The sequence below is a fragment of the Pseudomonas violetae genome (assembly GCF_023072615.1).
Classification (GTDB): Bacteria; Pseudomonadota; Gammaproteobacteria; order Pseudomonadales; family Pseudomonadaceae; genus Aquipseudomonas; species Aquipseudomonas violetae.
Map to the genome: position 1 here is coordinate 239,448 of NZ_JAKNRW010000002.1, position 23,061 is coordinate 262,508.

The 23,061-nt window shown below is 60.3% G+C and carries 12 protein-coding genes and 1 pseudogene; 4 read left to right on the forward strand and 9 right to left on the reverse strand.

Features of this window, described 5'->3' with window-relative positions; all coding sequences use genetic code 11:
• Both treS and L9059_RS03360 read right to left on the reverse strand, forming a co-directional pair.
• Complete coding sequence (gene treS / locus L9059_RS03355) at positions 1-3,342, reverse strand: maltose alpha-D-glucosyltransferase (protein WP_247287554.1); 3,342 nt, start codon at positions 3,340-3,342, stop codon at positions 1-3.
• A 78-nt stretch (positions 3,343-3,420) separates the two neighbouring features.
• Positions 3,421-5,418, reverse strand: a complete 1,998-nt coding sequence (locus tag L9059_RS03360; protein ID WP_247287555.1) for an alpha-1,4-glucan--maltose-1-phosphate maltosyltransferase — start codon at positions 5,416-5,418, stop codon at positions 3,421-3,423.
• Between the two features lie 576 nt (positions 5,419-5,994).
• Between L9059_RS03360 and L9059_RS03365 the strand changes: the two genes are divergently transcribed.
• Positions 5,995-6,834, forward strand: a complete 840-nt coding sequence (locus L9059_RS03365; protein WP_247287558.1) for a hypothetical protein — start codon at positions 5,995-5,997, stop codon at positions 6,832-6,834.
• A gap of 29 nt (positions 6,835-6,863) precedes the next feature.
• On the opposite strand, the pseudogene L9059_RS03370 reads toward L9059_RS03365, so the two are convergent.
• Positions 6,864-7,361, reverse strand: a pseudogene (locus tag L9059_RS03370) (MgtC/SapB family protein).
• A 121-nt stretch (positions 7,362-7,482) separates the two neighbouring features.
• On the opposite strand from L9059_RS03370, the gene L9059_RS03375 reads away from it, so the two are divergent.
• The 3 genes from L9059_RS03375 (at position 7,483) to mapR (ending at position 10,873) form a co-directional block, all read left to right on the forward strand.
• Entirely contained in the window at positions 7,483-7,716 is a 234-nt protein-coding gene (locus tag L9059_RS03375; RefSeq protein WP_247287560.1) for a DUF3203 family protein, read from the forward strand.
• Between the two features lie 196 nt (positions 7,717-7,912).
• Positions 7,913-9,343, forward strand: a complete 1,431-nt coding sequence (gene ccoG, locus L9059_RS03380; protein WP_247287572.1) for a cytochrome c oxidase accessory protein CcoG — start codon at positions 7,913-7,915, stop codon at positions 9,341-9,343.
• A gap of 120 nt (positions 9,344-9,463) precedes the next feature.
• Entirely contained in the window at positions 9,464-10,873 is a 1,410-nt protein-coding gene (gene mapR / locus L9059_RS03385; protein ID WP_247287584.1) for a GntR family transcriptional regulator MpaR, read from the forward strand.
• Between the two features lie 20 nt (positions 10,874-10,893).
• On the opposite strand, the gene L9059_RS03390 is transcribed toward mapR, so the two are convergent.
• The 6 genes from L9059_RS03390 to L9059_RS03415 form a co-directional block, all read right to left on the reverse strand.
• Positions 10,894-11,640: an SDR family oxidoreductase gene (locus L9059_RS03390; RefSeq protein ID WP_247287592.1), complete on the reverse strand. Its 747-nt coding sequence runs from the start codon at positions 11,638-11,640 to the stop codon at positions 10,894-10,896.
• A 36-nt stretch (positions 11,641-11,676) separates the two neighbouring features.
• Positions 11,677-13,794: a putative bifunctional diguanylate cyclase/phosphodiesterase gene (locus L9059_RS03395; protein WP_247287594.1), complete on the reverse strand. Its 2,118-nt coding sequence runs from the start codon at positions 13,792-13,794 to the stop codon at positions 11,677-11,679.
• Between the two features lie 271 nt (positions 13,795-14,065).
• A complete protein-coding gene (locus L9059_RS03400) occupies positions 14,066-15,544 on the reverse strand; it encodes an efflux transporter outer membrane subunit (protein ID WP_247287604.1) in 1,479 nt (492 codons plus the stop codon).
• A complete protein-coding gene (locus L9059_RS03405; RefSeq protein WP_247287606.1) occupies positions 15,541-18,648 on the reverse strand; it encodes an efflux RND transporter permease subunit in 3,108 nt (1,035 codons plus the stop codon). The genes L9059_RS03400 and L9059_RS03405 overlap by 4 nt, the downstream gene beginning before the upstream one ends.
• The gene (locus tag L9059_RS03410) at positions 18,645-21,749 is read right to left on the reverse strand and encodes an MdtB/MuxB family multidrug efflux RND transporter permease subunit (RefSeq protein ID WP_247287607.1); all 3,105 of its coding nucleotides are present in this window, start codon (positions 21,747-21,749) and stop codon (positions 18,645-18,647) included. Before L9059_RS03410 ends, L9059_RS03405 begins: the two co-directional genes overlap by 4 nt.
• Positions 21,746-23,056, reverse strand: coding sequence for an MdtA/MuxA family multidrug efflux RND transporter periplasmic adaptor subunit (locus tag L9059_RS03415; RefSeq protein ID WP_247287616.1), 1,311 nt, complete (start codon positions 23,054-23,056; stop codon positions 21,746-21,748). Before L9059_RS03415 ends, L9059_RS03410 begins: the two co-directional genes overlap by 4 nt.
• Positions 23,057-23,061 lie beyond the last annotated feature (5 nt).

Sequence of the window (23,061 nt, forward strand, 5' to 3'; positions counted from 1 at the left end):
CTACTCTCCACCAAGATCGGAAAAGGGTTTAAGCCCACTCAATAAACCATACAAACCATGTAACGGCACGGGCAGCCAGGTCGGGCGATTCTCAGCCTCATAGGCTACCTCGTACGCGGCCTTTTCCAGACCGAACAACGCCAGCGCGGCGTCCTCACCTCCCGGATCTTGCCACGCATGACCAAGACTAGCTGCCGCCAGCCGATAAGCATCGACAAATGCCTGGCGCGCTTCATTTAAATAACGCTCGGCGACCCTGACTCGCGCCGCCTGTGCGTCCTCGGTGTTGTCGACGTTGTGGACATTGATGGTCATGGCCGCGGCGTAATCGAACGAGCGCAGCACCCCACTCACATCCTTGTACGGGCTGTGCTTGCCCCGTCGTTCGTAAAGTGGCCGGGCCGGTTCGCCTTCAAAGTCGATCAGGTAGGCATCGCCCTTGATCACCAGCACCTGGCCCAGGTGCAAATCTCCGTGCACGCGAATCCGCAGGCCGCCTGCTGCCTTTTTACCCAACGCCTGGACATGGCTCAGAATGGCCTTTTGGTTGCCCAGCAAACGACTGACCAGCACCTGGTCTGTCGGGTTCAGTTCGGTTTGATGCAGTTTGAGCAACTTCAGCGCGTGTTCCACTTGTGCGGCAACGTCCTTGGCCGAAGCCAGGGCTTCTTTCTGTGTGGTGACCTGCGGCGCGAAGTCCGGGTCATCGGTAGGTGCCGCCAGCACCTGATGCATTTCACCCAGGCGCTGGCCGAGCATGCCGGCAAAATCCTTCAGTTCGCCGAGCGCGTTGTAGTGCTGCTCCTGCTCGGAAATGGCTTGCGCCAGTTCGTCGCGCAGGGCGCGCTCGAGGTTGTTCTGCGTCCATTCCCAAGCGTCGCCCTGATTGCTCAGGAAGCCCTGGGCGATCATCAGCAGCGTGTCCTCGCCTTCGGCGTTGCGGCGAATCACCGAACCCAGCAGTGGGGAAATATTGGCGAACCCGGCATGGGTCAGGTACGCACTCATCTCCAGTTCAGGGTGCACCCCGGAGGCGATTTTGCGGATCAGTTTCAGCACCAGGCTCTTGCCGACCACGACCGAACTGTTGGACTGCTCGGCCGACAGGTAGCGCACCTCCGACTCCGCGTTGAGGCCCAGTTGAGCCAGCGCAGCGGTCGGTTCAAAGCGAATCTCGCCCTCGTCAGACGCCAGCACGGTGTTGTTCTGCATCCCTTGCAACACAGCACGAATGAAATTTTCCAAGGCAAATGCATCGGTGATGATGCCTACCTGGCGGCCGCGGCGAACCCGCGATAACGCAAGTTGTTGCGGCAACGCCGGGCCGACCTGATCTTCGGCGATAAAGCCGAAAGGCAGCTGATACCGACTGGTCTGGCCATTGCTGGTGACGTCAATCTCACTCAGCAACACTGGATGCTCGGCGTCGCCAAAACGCACGCCGTAAGCCAGTTTTACTTGTTCGATGGTGGCGTCCTTGCCGGCAAACCAGCGGCGGTTCTGCAGCCAGTTTGGCAGGATGCCCTGTTCCATCGTGGCGCGGGACGGCGCTTCCAGCAGTTCTTCCATGCGGTGCTTGAGCACCAGGGTAGTGAAGTCGGGCAGGCTTTGCGCCGGTTCCACGTGCCAGCTCGGCATCTGGTTTTCCGCCGCCAGACCAAACCAGTAGAAACCGTAAGGCGCCAGGGTCAGGAGGAAGTTGAGCTGGCCGATTGGCGGAAAGGCGTTACCACCAAGCATCTCGACCGGCACCATGCCGGTGTAGGCCGACAGGTCCAGTTCGGCCGCTTGTGCACTGCGCGAGACGTTGGCCACGCACAGAATGATCTCGTGCTTGCCGTCTTCGCCGGTGAATTCACGGGTATAGGCCAGGATTCGGCGATTGCTTGGCGAGAGCATTTTCAGAGTGCCGCGCCCGAATGCCTTGGATTGCTTGCGCACCGCGAGCATGCGCCGGGTCCAGTTGAGCAGTGAGTGCGGGTCGCCGGCCTGTGTCTCCACGTTCACCGACAGGTAACCGTATTGCGGGTCCATGATAGGTGGCAACACCAGGCTGGCCGGGTCGGCGCGCGAGAAGCCACCATTGCGATCAATCGACCACTGCATGGGCGTGCGAACGCCATCACGGTCGCCCAGATAGATGTTGTCGCCCATGCCGATTTCGTCGCCGTAGTACAAGGTCGGCGTACCGGGCATCGACAGCAGCAGGCTGTTGAGCAGTTCCACGCGGCGGCGGTCACGTTCCATCAATGGCGCCAGACGGCGACGAATGCCGAGGTTGATCCGCGCGCGGCGATCGGCGGCATAGTAATTCCACAGGTAGTCGCGTTCCTTGTCGGTGACCATCTCCAGCGTCAACTCATCGTGGTTGCGCAGGAAAATAGCCCACTGACAGTTGGCGGGGATCTCCGGGGTTTGACGCAGGATATCGGTGATCGGGAAACGGTCTTCCTGGGCCAGCGCCATGTACATGCGCGGCATCAGCGGAAAATGGAACGCCATATGGCATTCATCGCCATTGAGGCCCTCGGCGTCGGTGTTACCAAAATATAACTGCGTATCTTCCGGCCATTGATTGGCCTCCGCCAGCAGCATGCGGTCGGGGTAATTGGCATCGATTTCAGCGCGGATTTGCTTGAGGACGTCGTGGGTCTCAGGCAGGTTCTCATTGTTGGTGCCGTCGCGTTCGATCAGATACGGAATGGCGTCCAGGCGCAGGCCGTCGATGCCCATGTCGAGCCAGTAGCGCATCACCGACAGCACGGCCTTCATGACTTGCGGGTTGTCGAAATTCAGGTCCGGCTGGTGCGAATAAAAGCGGTGCCAGAAGTACTGGCCGGCCACCGGATCCCAGGTCCAGTTGGACTTCTCGGTGTCGAGAAAGATGATGCGCGTACCGTCGTATTTCTGATCATCATCGGACCACACATAGAAGTCCCGGGCGGCCGAACCTTTTTTGGCCTTGCGCGCGCGTTGAAACCAGGCGTGCTGGTCGGAGGTGTGATTGATGACAAGCTCGGTAATGACTCGCAGACCTCGGTCATGGGCCTCGGAGATAAACCGCCTGGCGTCGGCCATCGTGCCGTAGTCTGGATGTACGCCGCGGTATTCGGCAATGTCGTATCCGTCATCGCGACGCGGTGACGGATAGAACGGCAGCAACCAGATGGTATTGACGCCGAGGTCGGCAATGTAATCGAGTTTGGCGATCAGGCCGGGGAAATCGCCGATCCCATCGTTATTGGAGTCGAAAAATGACTTTACATGTACCTGATAAATCACCGCATCCTTGTACCAGAGCGGGTCTTTGATAAAGGTGGCTGCCTTGGGTTTCTTCGCCATGTGAAACTCCTGTTGAATTCGATAAGGCGATGCATCTCGCAAACCGCCCCCTGTAGGAGCTGCCGAAGGCTCGGTTATTCAAGATCCTGAAATCCGCCAGATCCCGAACGATTGCTGAGCCGGGTCCAGGCGCATGAATTGGTATTTGCCGTACCAGGTCCAGCGGTGCCCGTTCATCAAGTCCTCACCCTGGGTGTGCGCGTCATCCGGCAGGCCCATTTCCCAAAGCGGCAGCTCGAAATTCGCTTCCTGGGCGTTATGCGGATCGAGGTTGACCGCCACCAGAATGAAGTTGCTGCCATCGGCGCTTCGCTTCCCGAAGTACAGGATGTTGTCGTTCCAGGCGTTGTAGATCTTCAATCCAAGGTGCGAGTGCAGCGCAGGGTTCTGGCGACGAATGCGATTAAGCTGGGCGATCTCGGCGATGATGTTGCCTGGCGCGTTGAAATCCCTCGGGCGGATTTCGTACTTTTCCGAGTTGAGGTATTCCTCCTTGCCCGGTACCGGCGCCGCTTCGCACAATTCAAAGCCCGAATACATGCCCCAAAGGCCCGACCCCATAGTGGCCAGTGCCGCACGTATCAGGAACCCGGCTCGCCCGGATTCATGCAGGAACGCAGGGTTGATATCCGGTGTATTGACGAAGAAATTCGGGCGATAACATTCCCGCCAAGGCGATTCGTTAAGCTGCGCCAGATAAGTCGAAAGCTCGTACTTGGTGTTGCGCCAGGTGAAATAGGTGTAGCTCTGGGAGTAGCCGACCTTGCCCAGGCGCGCCATCATCGCCGGCGTGGTGAAGGCTTCGGCGAGGAAGATCACTTCCGGATACAACGCACGAACGTCAGCGATCAGCCATTGCCAGAAAGGCAGGGGCTTGGTGTGCGGATTATCGACGCGGAAGATTTTCACGCCCTCCTCGACCCAGCCCACCACGATGTCGCGCAGTTCGACCCAGAGGCTCGGAATCGCATCGACCGCATAGAAGTCGACGTTGACGATGTCCTGGTATTTCTTCGGCGGGTTCTCGGCGTATTTGATCGTGCCGTCCGGACGCCAGTTGAACCAGCCAGGGTGCTGCTGCAGCCAGGGGTGGTCTTGGGAGCACTGGATCGCAAAGTCCAGGGCGATCTCCAGGCCGTGGTCGGCCGCCGCCGCTACCAGCCGACGGAAGTCCTCACGCGTCCCCAATTGCGAGTGAATGGCCTCATGGCCACCTTCGGCACTGCCAATGGCGTAAGGACTGCCCGGGTCATCAGGACCGGCCGTGAGGGAATTATTAGGGCCCTTGCGATGGCTGCGACCGATCGGATGGATCGGCGGAAAATACAGGACGTCGAAGCCCATGTCCTGGATCATCGGCAACCGCGAGTGCACGTCGTTAAAAGTGCCATGCCGGGCTGGATCGTCGGTGATCGAACGGGGGAACAGTTCGTACCAACTGGCAAACTGCGCCAGTTCGCGCTCAACGTCTACCGGGAATTCCGGGCTCAGGCTGACGAACGCACGATGGTCGGCCTGCGCCATCAGATCGGCGCTACGTTGGTGCAGGAACAGTGCAACTTGCTCGGTTTCGAGCAGACCGGACAACTCATGGTGCAAAGCCGCCAACGCTTCGCTAAGCGGGCCTTCGGTACGCTCGGCGGCCTGCTGGACCTGAGTGCGGCCTTCCTGCAGTTCCAGGCTGACGGGTACCCGTGCGCTGTGCTTTTTTTCCAGCTCGTAACAGAAGCTGCCGAACTGATCGATCCAGGCTTCGACACAGAACACATATCGTCCCTGACGCTCGACGCGAAACTGTCCCTGAAAGCCGTTGTTGCCCAACTCGCCCATGACCGCGCTCTGCCAGGCCTCATCGCGCTCGGAGCGCCAGCGCACCCGCACCGCGAGCTTGTCGTGGCCGTCGGCAAAGACCTTGCTAGTTACAACCACCTCCTGACCCACCACGGCTTTGACAGCAAACTGCCCACAATCGAGGATCGGCATGGTGTCTTCAATCGCGATTCGCGGCAGCAGCAGTGCCTGCGACAACGGTATATGAGGGTTGTAGCTCAACTCTGTAGGCTTTTCAGTCGTCATCGAGCATCTCTCCTTTACGCCCCATGGACGCTCTTGTACTGGGTCGACATTCGCAAAGCAGTCGGCCCCGGAATGAACTCACTTAGGTTCCGAGCGACCTGCGCGGCTAAAAGTTCACGCTGATTTGCCGGTTAAGTCGCGGGAATCATTTCAATGGCGCAAGGGTCAACAGACTTAAGCACGACTCAAGCCATGTGCCACTGGAGATGCAACGATGACGATTCCCAACCCCGTTGAAACGCCAGATCCGAATATCGACAGCCCCGTTATCCCGCCAACCGATCCGCAGCCGGTGCCAGAGCAGGAGCCTCCTGGAACGGTCCCACCGCCACGGGAAGACCCGCCGACAACCTTGCCGCCCGTGGTCGTTTAAGCAGTTGAGCGCAACACTGCGGTGGCGGGATCGTCGCTACCGCAAGGCCACTTCTGGAACACGTCGACACACTCGAGCATTGCACGCACTATCGCTACTCAGCATAAAAAACTGTCATAAATGCCAGTTACGGCGATTGCGGCAAAGCTGGACACTATCGGGGAACCTGCCAACCACCGAACAAGTGTTCATGAGCCTACCCCATGCCCAATAATCTAATCGTGTTTGTGCTAGCAACTTCTATTCTCGCCGGATGTTCATCCGAAGGGCCTTCGCCCGTCAACGCACTAAATGTAGCCAACGACTTAAACGCCCGCTATCTGGATAGTGCTGCAGGGTGCGCAAATGGCAGCGCCGCATTTCACTGCAATGGTGTGCTAGTCAGAGTGGCCGATACGCTAGTGGCTTCAGGAGGTGAAATCGAGCGAGATGCCGCAGCCTTTTCCTACCTTCGAGCTGATACCGGTATCAAGACATTATATGCACGTGGTGCTGGCATCATTTTGAGTCCTTTGCCCGACCTTTCCACGGCTCCTATCAAAGTGCGCTGTTCGTTCCCCACCAATGCGGCCACCGACTTTCGCGCAGACGGATGCGGCGAAACCTCCCGGGATTTGCCCGGTTATGAGCGAGAGTGGAGCCAGCATTGTGACGAACAGGGCATTCACGACGAACAACAATGGCTTGCTCACTTCAACAAAGTGAAGCCGGCGTATTTCTACATGTGTGCCTTCCGGGAATCTACGGATCAATTTGCCCTGAGTATCGAGGTTCGCAAACTATTACCTGTTGATTACCGCAATCAGTGGAATGAGGTAGTCACCACTGCCTGGGCTGCGCAAGACATCAAAAGGATGCCTTTCCAAGCATTTTTCTATAACGCAATCAGCCTCCCCGGGAAAGAAGATGCACAGAAACTTCAAAGGGAATTCTATTCGTTGACCCAGACTCTCCTTCCGATAGTTCGCATCGATTTATCGGCTGCAGATCAGCGTGTTTTTTCTTACCATCCACAGGATCAAACCTATATTCCTGTCAAATAAGAATGCGCGCTTCGATCAACGCCTTTGCGTCACTCCTTGCGCTTGTCGAGGGTTTCAACAATCCTCGGCATGACGCTCAATATCGCCAACGCCAGCAGCGTACTGACCACCGCCGTTGCCTCACGGCCCAAACCGGCTGAAATTCCAATAGCCGCCGTCATCCACAAGCCGGCGGCGGTAGTCAGGCCCTTCACGTGACCTTCATCCCCTTCCTGGTTTTTCAGAATGGTTCCCGCGCCGAGAAAGCCGATGCCGGCGATGACTCCTTGCACGACACGGCTCATCGCATTGGCCTGAGAGCCGGACATTTGCGGTACCAGCACGAACAATGCCGCGCCCAGAGCAACCAGCATGTGCGTGCGCACTCCGGCGGCCTTGCCCTTGTGTTACCGCTCAAATCCTAATATGACCCCCAAAATGGCCGCCATCAGGAGCCTCACAGTAATCTGTGTCAATTGTGCTGCATCGTCGATGTCGGCGAATTCCGCTTGCAGGGTTTCCCATACTTCATGCCACCAGGCTTTCATGCTGCTGTCCTTGTGATTGGCCTGGTAGATGGACCACGCCAACCATTAATCGGTTGCACCGAACGATGCTGAACGCCCATAGCCTAACGCTGCAGAACCCCGCAGAAATAAGGACTCCGCCATGACCGTTCGCATCGAAAACCAGACGTGCTTCTTCACTACCGAGAACGGCGAAGAAATACGCCTGTGCCCTGACGTCACCGTGATCACCGATTCGGACAAAGCCATGTCTGCAGTCGAACTTGATGGCAAGCGCGTCTACATCACCGAAGCAGAAGCCGATGCTTTGACCGTAGCAGGAGCCGTCGATGGGCGTAAGCATTTGAAAGCCACCGACAGTGATTCGGTGATTTGACTGACTCTGATCAACAGGGCTGGCGGACAGGTGATGTACGCCGGCCCGAGCCTTGTTCAACAGGTGCTTCAAGTTGTCGCAGACAGCGGGTCAAAGCCCATCTGATCCGCTTTTTATTGCATTAGCTGAGTCTGTTATGCAAACAGATCGACGCTCATAGTGCTCTGGCCTGATGGAGGCTGATGAGCGAAAGACCATGAGCGAAAGAATTCCCGTTCGAACCCTGCAAAGTGACCGGCCAGTCCAGACTTTTGAGCCTTCGCGTGCAAAGACGAAGACCAAGTCCAGTGACAACCTGATTCATACCCGCAGCTTCACCGGCCTGTTCCGCACATTGCGCATGAGCGGTGCCGGCTTTCTGTTCCTGCTGTTCTTCGGCACGGTATGGCTGAACTGGAGTGGTCGCCAGGCCGTGCTATGGGACCTGTCCGAAAGCAAATTCCACATCTTTGGTGCCACCTTCTGGCCGCAGGATTTCATCCTCCTCTCGGCGCTGCTGATCATCGCCGCGTTTGGACTGTTTGCTATCACCGTATTCGCCGGCCGCGTCTGGTGTGGCTACACCTGTCCGCAGAGCTCCTGGACATGGATATTCATGTGGTGCGAGAAGATCACCGAAGGCGAACGCAATCAGCGGATCAAACTGCAAGCGGCTCCCTGGACCCTGAACAAGCTGCTGCGTCGCTCGGCCAAGCACACCCTATGGCTGGCGATCAGCCTGCTCACCGGTCTGACCTTCGTCGGTTACTTCACCCCGATCCGGCCCCTCGCCGAAGAACTGCTGACCCTGCAAATGGCCGGTGTCAGCCTGTTCTGGGTGCTTTTCTTTACCGGCGCCACTTACATCAATGCCGGCTGGTTGCGTGAAGCAGTGTGCATGCACATGTGCCCCTATGCGCGATTCCAGAGCGTGATGTTCGACAAGGATACCCTGACCATCTCCTACGACGTCGCTCGCGGCGAAAACCGTGGCCCGCGCAAGCGTGACGTCGCCCCGGCCGCTGCTGGCCTGGGAGATTGCATCGACTGCCAGTTGTGCGTGCAGGTGTGCCCGACCGGCATCGACATCCGCGACGGCTTGCAGATGGAGTGCATTGGTTGCGCCGCCTGCATTGATGCCTGCGATTCGATCATGGACAAGATGGGCTACGCCCGTGGATTGATCAGCTACACCTCCGAGCATGAACTGCAGGGTGGCAAGACCCACTTGTTAAGGCCACGACTGATCGGTTACACCGCCGTGCTGCTGGTGATGATCGGTGCCCTCGCCCTAGCCCTGGTGGAACGGCCAATGGTCTCGCTGGATGTCAGCAAGGACCGCGGGCTGTTCCGCGAAAACAGCCTGGGCCAGATCGAAAACATCTACAGTTTGAAGGTCATCAATAAAACCCAGGAGCGCCAGGACTATCGCCTGACGCTGGTCGAGGCTGACAGTTTCCAGCTGCAAGGCAAGACCGAGTTGAGCCTGGCGCCAGGGGAAATCGTCGACGTCCCCGTGTCCGTAGCGATGACCACGGAGCGGCCGAGCAGCAGCTCGCAAAGCATTGTGTTCAAGATCGTCGATACCAATGAGCCCGAGGTCTACAGCGAGGCCAAGAGCCGGTTTGTTGCGCCGATGAACCGTTGATCCCTTAGACTGCCATCGCGAGCAGACCCGCACCCACAAGGACACCACAATACCTGTAGGAGCGGGCTTGCTCGCGAAGAAGCCCCCCCTGATTTAACTGAACCACCGACCGGGTTTTACATGAAACGCTACGAAAAATTCGCCGATGACATCGCTGAACTGATCCGCTCCGGCGTCCTCGGCCCCGGTCAACGGGTACCGTCGGTGCGCTACGCCAGCCAGACATACGGCGTCAGCCCCTCCACAGTGTTCCAGGCCTACTACCTGCTGGAGCGGCGCGGCCTGATCCGCGCCAGACCGCGCTCCGGCTACTTCGTCAACACCCACGCCCCGAGCCCGTTTTCCGAGCCGGTGATCAGCAGTCAGGTGAACGAATCGACCGAAGTCGACGTCAGCGAGTTGGTGTTTTCGGTGCTCGATTCGATCAAGGACCCGAACACCGTGCCTTTCGGCTCGGCTTTCCCCAGTCCCGCACTGTTCCCCCTGCAACGACTGTCACGCTCCCTGTCCAGCGCCACCAGGGACATGGATCCGCGCATGGTGGTCACCGACATGTCGCCCGGCAATCCACAACTGCGCCGGCAAATTGCCCTGCGTTATATGGTGGGCGGGCTGATGTTGCCAATGGAGGAGTTGCTGATTACCAACGGCGCCCTGGAGGCACTGAACCTGTGCCTGCAGGCCGTGACCGAACCAGGCGACCTGGTGGCCATCGAGGCGCCGGCCTTCTATGCGTGTCTGCAGATTCTCGAGCGGCTCAAGCTCAAGGCGGTGGAAATCCCCGTGCACCCACGCGAGGGCATTGACTTGGGCGTGCTCGCGCAGACCCTGGAGCGCCATCCGATCAAGGCCTGCTGGTGCATGACCAGCTTCCAGAATCCCATGGGGGCGACCATGCCCGAGGCGAAGAAACAGGAGCTGGTCGAATTGTTGCGTCGTCATCAGGTGCCGCTGATCGAGGACGACGTCTACGCCGAACTGTATTACGGGCAACAGGCCCCAAAACCAGCTAAAGCCTTCGATACCGAGGGCCTGGTGATGCATTGCGGCTCGTTCGCCAAGAGCCTGGCCCCGGGATACCGCATTGGCTGGGTAGCTGCCGGGCGTTTCGCGCAGAAGATCGAACGCCTGAAGCTGATGACCTCACTCTGTGCGTCGATGCCGGCCCAGGCGGCGATTGCCGACTACCTGCAACATGGAGGCTACGATCGACACTTACGCAAATTGCGCTACGCACTGGAGGAGCAGCAAAGCGCGATGCTGGCGGCAATTGCCCGCTATTTCCCGGCACAGACCCGGGTCAGCCAGCCCGCTGGCGGGTATTTCCTGTGGCTTGAGTTACCGGAGCAAATGGACTCGTTGAAGCTGTTCCAGATGGCGCTGGCCCAAGGCATCAGCATTGCGCCGGGACCGATTTTTTCACCGACCCGGCGCTTCAGGAATTGTATCCGGCTGAATTACGGCAGCCCTTGGGATGAGGTGGCAGAGAAGGCAATGGAAACGTTGGGGCGGATTGTTCGGTCTTTTTAACCTCCAAAGATCTTCAGCTCTTAGCGCCCGCCACCCAGATCAACAAAAGTCCCTGTCGCATAAGACGCCTTGTCCGACAGCAACCAGACAATCGCCTCAGCCACTTCATCCGGCCGCCCACCTCGAGCCATCGGGATCGCCGACTCGAGCTTGCTGACCCGATCCGGGTCGCCGCTCAGCGCATGGAAGTCGGTGTAGATAAACCCGGGCCGCACGGCATTGACCCGAATCCCCTCACCCGCCACTTCCTTGGACAGGCCGATGGTGAAGCTGTCCAGTGCCCCCTTGGAGGCGGCGTAGTCGACGTATTCGTTGGGCGACCCCAGGCGCGACGCCACCGAAGACACGTTGACGATGCTGCCACCCTGGCCGCCATGCTTGGGCGACATGCGCAGGATCGCGTGCTTGGCGCAGAGGATTGGCGCCAGGACGTTGGTCTTGAGGGTTTTTAGAATCCGGAATTCGGACATTTCGTCCACTCGGGACTTGTGCCCGACGGTGCCGGCATTGTTCACCAGGGCGGTGACACGGCCCAGTTCGGCGTCAACGCGGCTGAACAGCCCAACCACCTCATCCTCGATGCTGACGTCGGCGCGCACTGCGATCGCCTGGGCGCCCAGTGCGCGGACTTGCTCGAGCACGTCATGCGCCGCTTCTTCGTCAGCCTGATAATTGATACAGATCCGATAGCCCTGTTCGGCGGCCAGAAGCGCTGTTGCGGCGCCGATGCCTCGGCCCCCACCGGTGATGACGATGACTTTGTCCATGCCGACTTTCCCCATTTTTCGCGTAAGCAGTCGGGGTCAAGAATAACCGCCATCAGCGGTTTTTGCATGGCGTGTGGCTTTCGCGATCTGCTCCCCCCGAACAATCTCCTTCATGAAGCGCTGTGCCGGCAGCGGATGACCGAGCAAATACCCTTGCAGCGAGTCACACCCCAATTGCGTCAGGAAGTCCTGCTGCACGTCGGTCTCCACCCCCTCGGCAACTATCCGCAGGCCCAGCGCCTGCCCCAAGGCGACAATGGCCGAAACGATGGCGGCGTCATCACTGTCGCGCTCCAGATCGCGGACGAATCCACGGTCGATCTTCAATTCGTTGGCTGGCAGGCGTTTAAGGTACATCAGGCTGGAATAGCCGGTACCGAAATCATCAATGGACAGGTCCACGCCCATGTCCGACAGCGCCTGCAGCACCGTCATGCTCGCATCGGCGTCGCTCATCGCGGTGGTTTCGGTGATTTCCAGGGTCAGGCTATTGGCCGGCAGATGGTGTGTCGCCAGGGCCTTGGCGACACTCTGGACAAGGCCGGCATGGCAGAACTGCAACGCCGACAGATTCACCGCGATGCGCCAGTCGGTGTATCCGAGCACATACCACTCGCGCATCTGTCGGCAGGCTTCGTTGAGCACCCATTCACCGATCGGAATGATCAGCCCGGTCTTCTCCGCCTGCTCAATGAATTTGTCCGGCAGCAGCATGCCCTGGGTCGGATGCACCCAACGCAGCAATGCCTCGGCACCGACCGGACGACCATTGGCAGCGTCGAACTTGGGTTGGTAATACAAACTGAACTGCTGTTGCTCCAGTGCCACGCGCAAGTCCTGCAACAGCTGCAGTTGCTTGCGCGCGTTGCTGTTCATTGAGATATCAAAAAAACTATAGCCGTTCTTGCCCGTGCCCTTGGCGTGATACATCGCGGCATCGGCGTTCATCAGCAATTCCTGGGCGGTTTCGCCGTTGCCCGGATAGATCGCAATGCCGACGCTGGCGGATATTTGCAGGTCATGCTCAGCGACGCGGAACGAGCGCGCAATCAAACCGACCTGACGCGCCGCCAGATTCAACGCGTCATCCTGTTCGGCCAGTTGCACCAGCAATACAAACTCGTCGCCGCCGATCCGCGCCAGGGTGTCCTGACTGCGCAGATCCACCCGCAGGCGCTGGGCCACTTCACGCAGCAACAGGTCGCCCATATGGTGACCGAATGCATCGTTGACCGGCTTAAAACCATCCAGATCAATGAACATCAGCGCAAAACAGCCGCCCTGTTCGCGCACCACCAGCATCGCCTGGTCGATGCGATCCGCCAGTAACACCCGGTTGGGCAACCCGGTCAATGGATCATGCAGGGCCAGTTGGGTCAGTTCGCGGTTGGCCTCGGTCAGTGACTGGGCCAGACCCGCTGTACGCGCTTGCATCCGCGCGTCGAGAATCGAAGTCAGCAAGGCGATAGTCAGCACCGCCAGGGTAGTAATCAGCACCAGGTTGTCCAGCCCGCTGCCGCTCAGCCCGCTGGACGCAGAACCGCAGAAGCTGCCGTCGGGAAAGCGTGCTGCGGCCATCCCGGTGTAGTGCATGCCGACGATGGCGATACCCATGATCACCGACGCACCCCCACGGATCAGTGCAACGTGGGGCGTGTGCTGGCGCAGGCGGAAGGCGATCCATAAAGCCGCGCCGGACGCCCCTACCGCGATCAACAGCGAGGCACCGAACAACGCGGGATCGTAATCGATGCCCGGCTGCATGCGCATCGCCGCCATGCCGGTGTAGTGCATGGCACTGATTCCGCTGCCCATGATCAGCGCGCCGAACAGCAGCTGCCAGGCCGGTAGCTGGGGCTGGCTGACCAGCCACAGGGCGAAGCCGCAGGACAGTACTGCAATCAGCAGTGACAGCAGGGTTAGCGTAACGTCGTAGCCCAGGTCAATGGGCAAGGTGAACGCGAGCATGCCGATAAAATGCATCGACCAGACACCGACACCCATGGCAAAGGCGCCACCAGCCGTCCACAGCGAAACCGCCCGGCCCTTGGCCGTGGCAATGCGTTCGGTGAGGTTGAGCGCCGTGTAGGAAGCGAGAATCGCGACGAACAGGGAAATGATAACCAACGTGGGGGAATAGCTACCAATAAGCATGGGATTTCTCGAAATGAACCCGTACTGCTTCCTTGCTCGGCGGCGTTGAATTCGGCGATTGTACTGATTCTCGACAAGAACGCACTGAGAAAATGAGCAGAAGGCCATCAAGGCGATAAAACGCTTGTTTGAACAGTTAAACGGTGGGGAAATACCCTTATCTATAGGAGCGAGCTTGCTCGCGATGGACGCTAACGGCGACGCGTTTTGCCTGGAATAACGCGGTGTTCTGACGTCCATCGCGAGCAAGCTCGCTCCTACAGGAGGGACGCTACTGTGCGCTCTGCTCCAACTGTCCATCCCATCCGCCGCCCAGCGCTGCAATCAGCTGCACACTGGCAATCAATCGGCTCTGCAAAAGGCTGAGCATGCTGCGTTCATTGCTCAGTGCCGTCGCCTGGACCACTACCACGTCGATATAGGCAATCAACCCCGCCTTATACTGATTCTGGGTCAGGCGCAGGGATTCTCGGGCCGCATCCAGTGCCTGCTGGCGAACTTGCGACTCGTTCTCCAGCACCTTCAGCTGAACCAGGTAGTTCTCCACTTCACGGAACCCGTCGAGTACTGTCTGGCGATACTTGGCCACGGTTTCGTCGTAGGCCGCTTCGCTGCGGTCCACTTCCGCCGAACGCTGGCCGCCGTCGAACAAGGTCATGGCCAGTTGCGGTCCTACGGACCAGAAGCGATTGGGCACGCTGATCCAGTTGGACGACGTACTGCTGCTGTAGCCGCCCTTGAGGCTGAGTGTCAGGTCGGGGTAATACGCTGCCTTGGCCACGCCGATGTTGGCATTGGCCGCCATCACCGAGCGCTCGGCCGAGGCAATGTCCGGCCGTCGTTCGAGCAGTTGTGAAGGCAGGTTCAACGGCACTTCGGGCAAGGTCGGTATGTCCCGGGATTCCGCCAGGTTGAATTGCGCCGGGGGCAGGCCGACCAGCACTGCGATGGCATTTTCAAACTGCGCGCGCTGCCAGATCAGGTCGACCATGTCGGCCTGGGTGCTCTTGAGCTGGGTCTGCGCCTGGGCCACCGCGTCCTTGCCGGAAACTCCGGCGCGGTACTGGTTTTGTGTCATCTTCAGCGAGCGCTCGTAGGCCTCGACCGTAGCTTGCAGCAGGCGTTTTTGTTCATCGATGACGCGCAGTTGCAGGTAGTTCTGCACCAGTTCCGATTGCTGGCTCAGGCGCATGGCCGCCAGGTCGGCATAACTGGCCTGGGCATTCGCGGTATCAGCTTCCAGACCGCGGCGCAGCTTGCCCCAGACGTCAGCCTCCCAACTCACCCCGGCCTGTGCCGTGTAGGTGTCGCGGATGCCACTGGCGGAACTGCTCAGGCTGGAACTGCTGCTGCCGGTGCCCTGGCTGGAGCGGTTCTTGCCCACGGTCAGGTCAGCTGTCGGAAAGAACGCCCCACGGGCACTGCGCACCAGGGCCTGGGCCTGGCGGTATTGGGCTTCGGACTGGGCGACGGTCTGGTTGGCGCTGTTGAGTTTGTCGATCAGGCCGTTGAGCTGCTGATCGCCATACAACTCCCACCAGGCCCCGCGCGCGAGGGAATCGCTGGGGTTGGCCTGACGCCAGCCGGCCGCTTCCTTGTATTGCACCGGGGCCGCCGCTTGCGGGCGCTGGTAATCCGGTCCGATGGCGCAGGCACTGAGCAAGGCCACGCACAGCGCCAGGCTCAGCAGGCGCGAGCCGCGAGCCGAGACCAGGGGTGCGGCCAGGGTGAAAAGCGAACGGTCAGTCATAGCGGAGTTTCCAGAGCAGCATCGGTACGCACCCCACGCCAGTGGTTGAAGCGATGGCGCAGTTTGTCGAGATAGAGGTAGACCACCGGTGTGGTGTAAAGGGTCAGCACCTGGCTGAAGATCAGCCCGCCGATAATCGTAAGGCCCAATGGCTGGCGCATTTCCGCCCCTTCGGCGCGACTGAGCAGCAAGGGCAAGGCCCCTAGAATGGCGGCCAGGGTCGTCATCAGGATGGGCCGCAGCCGCTGCAGGCAGGCGCTGCGAATCGATTCGAGCGGTGCCAGGCCCTGATACCGTTCGAGCTGCAAGGCCAGATCGATCATCAGGATGGCGTTTTTCTTCACCACACCAATCAGCAGGAACAGCCCCAACAGCGAAATAAGGCTGAATTCGCCGCCCAGCACATAGATCGACAGCAACGCGCCGACGCCGGCCGACGGTAGGGTCGAGAGGATGGTCAGTGGATGTATGTAGCTCTCATACAACACGCCCAGCACCAGGTACACCGCGACCAGCGCACCGAGGATCATCCAGGGCTGGCTCTTCTGTGTGGCAGCGAACGCGTCAGCGGTGCCGGCGACTTTGATGATCACGTCTTCCGGCATACCAAGGCGCGCAATGGCCCGTTCGATGGCTGCGGTTCCCTGCTCCACCGTGACCCCTTCGGCCATGTCGAAGGAAATACTCTCGGCGGCGAACTGGCCCTCGTGGCTGACCCGGTCGTCTTCCAGACTGTTTTCGTAATGGGCAATGGTCGACAGCGGAATCCGTGCGCCGTCGGCGGAGATCACCTGCACCTGCTTGAGGGTGATCGGGTCCTGGGCGTATTTCGGGTTGACCTCCATCACCACCTGATACTGGTTCAGGCTGTCGTAGATGGTCGAGATCTGCCGCTGGCTGTAGGCGTTGTTGAGTACCGAGGTCACCATGTTCATGTCCACGCCCAGGCGCTTGGCCTGATCGCGGTCGACAATCAGCGTGACTTGCTGCGCCCCGCTGCCTTCACGGGCGTCGATGGCCGTCAACTCAGGCAAAGCCTTCAGCGCGGTCACGACTTTCGGGTACCACTCACGCAATGAGCCCAGGTCCGCGCTTTGCAAGATGTAGGAGTATTGCGAGGTGGTCTGCTCGCGGCCACCGCCGAATTGCAAATCCTGGTCCGCCATGAGCATCAGCTGCGCTCCGGCCACCTTAGGCATTTCCTTGCGCAGGCGCTCGATGACCTTCTGGGCGGAGATGTTGCGCTCCTGGATCGGTTTAAGGCGCACCAGCATGAAAGCATTGTTGGTGCCGTTGCTGCCTCCGATGAAACCGGCGACGCTTTCGACGGCCGCGTCTTTGAGTACCGCACGGCGAAAGGTTTCCATCTTGGGTTGCATCACGGTAAACGACAGCCCGTCGTCCCCACGCACGAAGCCGATCAGCTGACCGGTATCCTGCTGCGGCATAAATGTTTTAGGAACAACAACATACAGCGCAATATTAACCCCAATTGTCACGAACAGACTGAGCAGTGTCAGGCGCCGATGGCGCAGCACCCAGTCGAGGCTGGTGGCGTATTTGGCGACCATCCAGTCGTTGGTACGGCGGCTGACGCGCTGCAGGCGGTTCTCCTGGCCTGGTGTATGGGGCTTGAGCCAGCGGGCGCAAAGCATCGGCGTAAGGGTTAGCGAAACCACCAGCGAAACCACGATGGACGCTGCCAGGGTGATGGAAAATTCCCGGAACAGGCTCTCGATGATCCCGCCCATGAACAGGATCGACAGGAACACCGCCACTAGCGAAACGTTCATCGACAGCAGGGTGAAACCGACCTCCTCGGCCCCCAGGTAGGCGGCCTTCATCGGCGGTACACCCTTGTCGATGTGCCGGGAAATGTTCTCCAGCACGACGATGGCATCGTCCACCACCAGTCCGGTCGCCAGGATCAGTGCCATCAGCGACAGGTTGTTCAGGGAGAAACCATAGAGGTACATCACCGCAAACGTGCCAACCAGCGACACCGGCACCGCCAGCGTCGGAATCAGCGAGGCACGGAAGTTGCCAAGAAACAGGAACACCACCAGGATCACCAGCGCTACGGCGATCAGCAGGGTCATTTCCGCTTCGTGCAGGGTGGCCTTGATCACGGGTGAACGGTCCATGGCCAGGTTCAGCTTGACGCTGGCTGGCAGCACCGCCTGCAACGCCGGCAGCTGGGCCTTGATTTCGTTGACGGTCTCGATGATGTTGGCACCGGCCTGGCGGTTGATCACCAGCAGCACAGCCGAGTCGTCGTTGAAGAAGCCGCTGTTGTAGCGGTCTTCAACGCCATCGCTGACCTTGGCCACATCCTTGAGGCGCAAGGCGGCGCCGTCGGCGTAGTGAATGATCAGCGATTCGTAGTCCTTGGCCTTTTCCAGCTGGTCGTTGGCCTGGACCTGCCACATTCGCTCGCCGTCTTCGACCGAGCCCTTGGGCCGGCGCACATTGGCATTGGCGATGGCCGTGCGCACGTCATCGAGGGCCACGCCGTATTGGTTTAGGGCCTGGGGTTCGAGTTCGATGCGCACGGCCGGCAATGAGCTGCCGCCGATCTGCACTTCGCCGACACCCTGCACCTGCGACAGGCTCTGGGACAGAATGGTCGAGGCCAGGTCGTACAGCTGGCCCTTCTCCAGGACATCGGAGGTCAGGGACAGCACCATGATCGGGGCTTGGGACGGGTTGACCTTCTTGTAGGTCGGCATACTGCGCATGCCGCTGGGCAGCAGGTTGCGCGAAGCGTTGATCGCCGCCTGGACTTCCCGCGCCGCGCCGTTGATATCGCGGTCGAGGTCAAATTGCAGGATCACCCGGGTCGAGCCCTGGCTGGAGCGACTGCTCATGGTGTTGACCCCGGCAATCGCCCCGAACGAGCGTTCCAGCGGCGTGGCCACGGTTGAGGCCATGACCTCGGGGCTGGCACCCGGCAGGCTGGCCTGGACCACGATTACCGGGAAGTCCATTTGTGGCAGCGGAGACACCGGCAACAGGCCAAAGCTCACACCGCCCAACAGCATGATCGCCAGGCTCAGCAGCATGGTAGCGACCGGCCGCTTGATGAAAGGTCCGGACAGGTTCATGGCTGCTCTACCGCTTCCACGGGCACGGACTTATGGCCCCAGCGACGACCGAGACGGTCGAAATAGAGGTAGATGACCGGCGTGGTAAACAAGGTCAGGACCTGGCTGACCAGCAACCCGCCCACCATCACCAGGCCCAGGGGTTGACGCAGCTCCGCGCCGGAGCCGCTGGCCAACATCAACGGTACAGCGCCGAACAAGGCTGCCAGGGTGGTCATCAGGATCGGCCGAAAGCGCAGCAGTGCCGCCTGATAAATCGCCGTCTCCGGGTCCAGCCCCTGATTGCGCTCGGCGTCGAGAGCGAAGTCGATCATCATGATCGCGTTCTTCTTGACGATACCGATCAGCAGGATGATACCGATGATCGCGATCATGCCCAGGTCATTGCCACTTAACAGCAACGCCAGCAAGGCGCCGACCGCCGCCGAGGGCAAGGTCGAGAGGATGGTGATCGGGTGGATGTAGCTCTCGTAGAGCACACCCAGCACGATGTACATGGTCACCACCGCCGCCAGAATCAGCAGCAAAGTGCTCGACAACGACGCCTGGAATGCTTCGGCCGCGCCCTGGAACTGGGTCTGCACGCCCAGCGGCATGCCGATGTCCTGCTGCACCTGGTCGATGATGTCTACCGCATGCCCCAGCGCCACGCCGGGCGCCAGGTTGAACGACATCATCACCGCCGGGAACTGGCCAATGTGGGTGATTGCCAGTTGTGCCTGGCGCTGTTCCATGTGCGCCAGGCTGGACAGCCGCACCTGGGCGCCGTCGGCGGTCTTGACGTGGATCTGGTTCAGCGCATCCGGACCGATTTTCTCCCCGGACTGTGCCTGCAGGACCACGCGATACTGGCTGGCCTGGGTATAGATGGTCGAGATCTGCCGTTGGCCGAACGCGTCATACAGGGCGTCGGTGATATTCGACACCGAGACCCCTACCCGGGACGCCGCGTCGCGGTCGATCACCAGATAGATCTGCAGGCCCTTGTCCTGCAAGTCGCTGGCCACGTCCGTCAGCTCGGGTCGCTGGGTGAGGGCCTCGACCAGACGGCCGCTCCACAGACTGAGCAAATCGGAGTCCGGGGACGACATGCTGAACTGGTACTGCGTGCGGCTGACCCGATCCTCGATGGTCAGGTCCTGCACCGGCTGCATGAACAGGCGAATACCGACCAGCTTGTCCACTTCCGGTTGCAGGCGGGCGATAATTTCGCTGGCGCTCAGGTCCCGGGCGCTGTGAGGCTTGAGGTTGATCAACAGGCGTCCGCTGTTGAGCGTCGAGTTGTCGCCATCGACGCCGATATAGGACGACAGGCTTTCGACCGCCGGGTCAGCGAGGATGATTTTCCCCAGGTCCTGCTGACGCTGACTCATTGCCGCAAAGGAAATCGACTGCGGGGCTTCGGAAATGCCCTGGATCACCCCGGTATCCTGCACCGGGAAAAATCCCTTAGGCACGATCATGTAAAGAAACACCGTCAGCGCCAGGGTGCCGATCGCCACCAGCAGCGTCAGCGGCTGATGCTTGAGCACCCACTGCAACTTGCGGCCATAAGCCGCGATCATCCAGTCGATGGTCGCGCCACTGGCGCGATAGAAACGCCCCTGTTCCTTGTCTTCGGGCTCACGCTTGAGCAGCCGCGCGCACATCATCGGCGTCAGGGTCAGGGACACCACCAGCGAAATCAGGATGGCCACCGCCAGGGTGATGGCGAACTCGCGGAACAGGCGCCCTACCACGTCGGCCATGAACAACAACGGAATCAGCACGGCGATCAGCGACAGCGTCAGGGAAATCAGGGTAAAACCGATCTGTTTGGCGCCCTTGAGCGCCGCGTTCAGCGGGGTTTCACCTTCTTCGATATAGCGGGAGATGTTTTCCAGCATCACGATCGCATCGTCCACCACAAAGCCGGTGGCGATGGTCAGGGCCATCAGGGTCAGGTTGTTGACCGAGAACCCGGCGAGGTACATCACGCCAAAAGTGCCGATCAGCGACAGCGGCACGGCCACCGAGGGGATGATGGCGGCGCTGGCGCGGCGCAGGAACAGGAACGTCACCATGACCACCAGGGCAATGGCGATCAGTAGCTCGTGCTGCACATCCGTCACCGAGGCGCGGATGGTCTGGGTGCGGTCAGTGAGGACGGTAACGTCGAGACCGGCCGGCAGGTTGTCGGTGATGCTGGGCAGCAGCGCCTTGATCCGGTCCACCACTTCGATGACGTTGGCCCCGGGCTGGCGCTGGATATTGAGCAGCACCGCCTGGTTTTCATTGGCCCACGCGGCGAGGCGTTCGTTCTCTGCCCCGTCGACGATCTCCGCCACGTCCTTGAGCCGCAACGGTGCGCCGTTGGCGTAGGCGAGGATCAGGTTGGCGTAGTCTGCGGGCGAGGTCAGCTGGTCGTTGGCATCGAGCATCGACACCCGGGTCGGGCCGTCGAAGTTGCCTTTAGGCTGGTTGACGTTGGACGCGCCGATCAGGGTGCGTACGTCGGCCAGGTTGAGGCCGTTGGCCGCCAGGGCCTGCGGGTTGACCTTGATCCGCACCGCCTGGCGCTGGCCGCCGGCGATGCTGACCATGCCGACCCCGCTGATCTGGGCGATCTTCTGTGCCATGCGCGTATCGACCAGGTCATTGAGCTTGGGCAGCAGCATGGTCTTGGAGGTGATCGCAAGGGTCAGGACCGGGGTGTCCGCCGGGTTGACCTTGTTGTACACCGGTGGTGCCGGCAGATCGCTGGGCAGCAGGTTGGTAGCGGCGTTAATCGCAGCCTGGACCTGCTGCTCGGCGACGTCCATGTTGATGTCGAGGCTGAAGCGCAGGGTCAGCACGGAGGCGCCGCCGGAGCTGGTCGAAGCCATCTGCGTGAGGCCGGGCATCTGCCCGAACTGGCGCTCAAGCGGCGCGGTCACGGCGCTGGTCATGACATCCGGGCTGGCGCCGGGATACAGCGTCATCACGCGAATGGTCGGGTAATCGACCTGAGGCAGCGCCGACACCGGCAGCAAGCGGTAGGCGATAATGCCGGCCAGGATAATGGCCAGCATGCTAAGCGTAGTGGCTACCGGGCGAAGGATAAACAGCCGCGAGATGTTCATGCGCCGCCCTTTTTCGCCTTGTCGGTCGCAGTGGCATCAGGCGCCGACGCCGCCGACTTGCCCTGCAGGTGTTCGGTCGGCGGGGTCGGCACGTCCTTGCTGTTACTGACCACTTCCACTTCGCTGCCTTCCTTGAGGCGGTCGGTGCCTTCGAGCACGACGCGGTCGCCGGCGGCCAGGCCTTCGGTGATCACGGTGTTGTCACCGTCACTGGCACCGACTTTCAACTGGCGAATGGTGACCTTCTTGTCGCCATCGAGGGCGTAGACGAAGGTGCCATTGGTGCCGAACTGGATGGCGGCCGAAGGTGCCAGCACGACATTTTTCAGGGTGTCGGCCAACAGGTGGACGTTGACGAACTGGTTTGGAAACAGCGACTGGTCGCGGTTGTCGTAGCGGGCCTTGAATTTCAGAGTGCCGGTGGTCACATCAATCTGGTTGTCGAGGCTCTGCAGCACGCCGGTCGCCTGCAACTTGGTGTCACTGCGGTCCCAGGCTTCAGCAGGCAACTTCGCCCCCGAACGATAACGCTCCAGCACCACGCTCAGGTTGTTTTCCGGCAAGGTGAAAGCGACGCTGATCGGTTGGGTCTGGGTGATGATGGCCAAGGCCGTGGTGTCATTGGCGGCCACCAGGTTGCCGACGTCCAGCTGACGCAGGCCTACACGGCCGGCAATCGGGGCGCGAATTCTGGTGAATTCGAGATTGAGCTTGGCGTCGTTGACCGCTGCCTGATTAGTCTTGACCGTGCCCTGATACTGGCCGACCAGCGCCTCCGCGGTGTCCAGGGTCTGCTTGGCGATGCTGTCTTCGCGATACAGACCACGGTAGCGTTCGACATCCACCTGGGCGTTTTTCAACTGTGCCTGGTTCTGCAGCAGAGTCCCTTCGGCTTGCAGCAAGGCGTTCTGGTACGGACGCGGGTCGATCTGCGCCAGCAGGTCGCCGGCCTTGACCATCTGCCCTTCCTCGAAGGCAATCTTCACCAGTTCACCGCCGACCCGGCTACGCACATTGATGGTGTTGAGCGCGGTAACGGTGCCCAGCGCCTTGTAGTAAAGGGGGAAATCACCCTTCACAGCCGGCGCCACACGCACCGGAATCGGCCCGGTAGCGCCGCCGAACCCCGGCCGCATCCCCCCAGACTTGCCAGTGTGCCCCGCCGCAGCTTTCTGCCCGGCAGGCTCTTTCTGGTCGCCTGCGGGCCAGAATTTCCAGCAAACGCCAGCGACGACCAACAGAACAAGCAGGCCGAACAGCCAGCGACGGGGACTACGGGAGGAGGATTGCATTGAATGATCAACCATTGGGC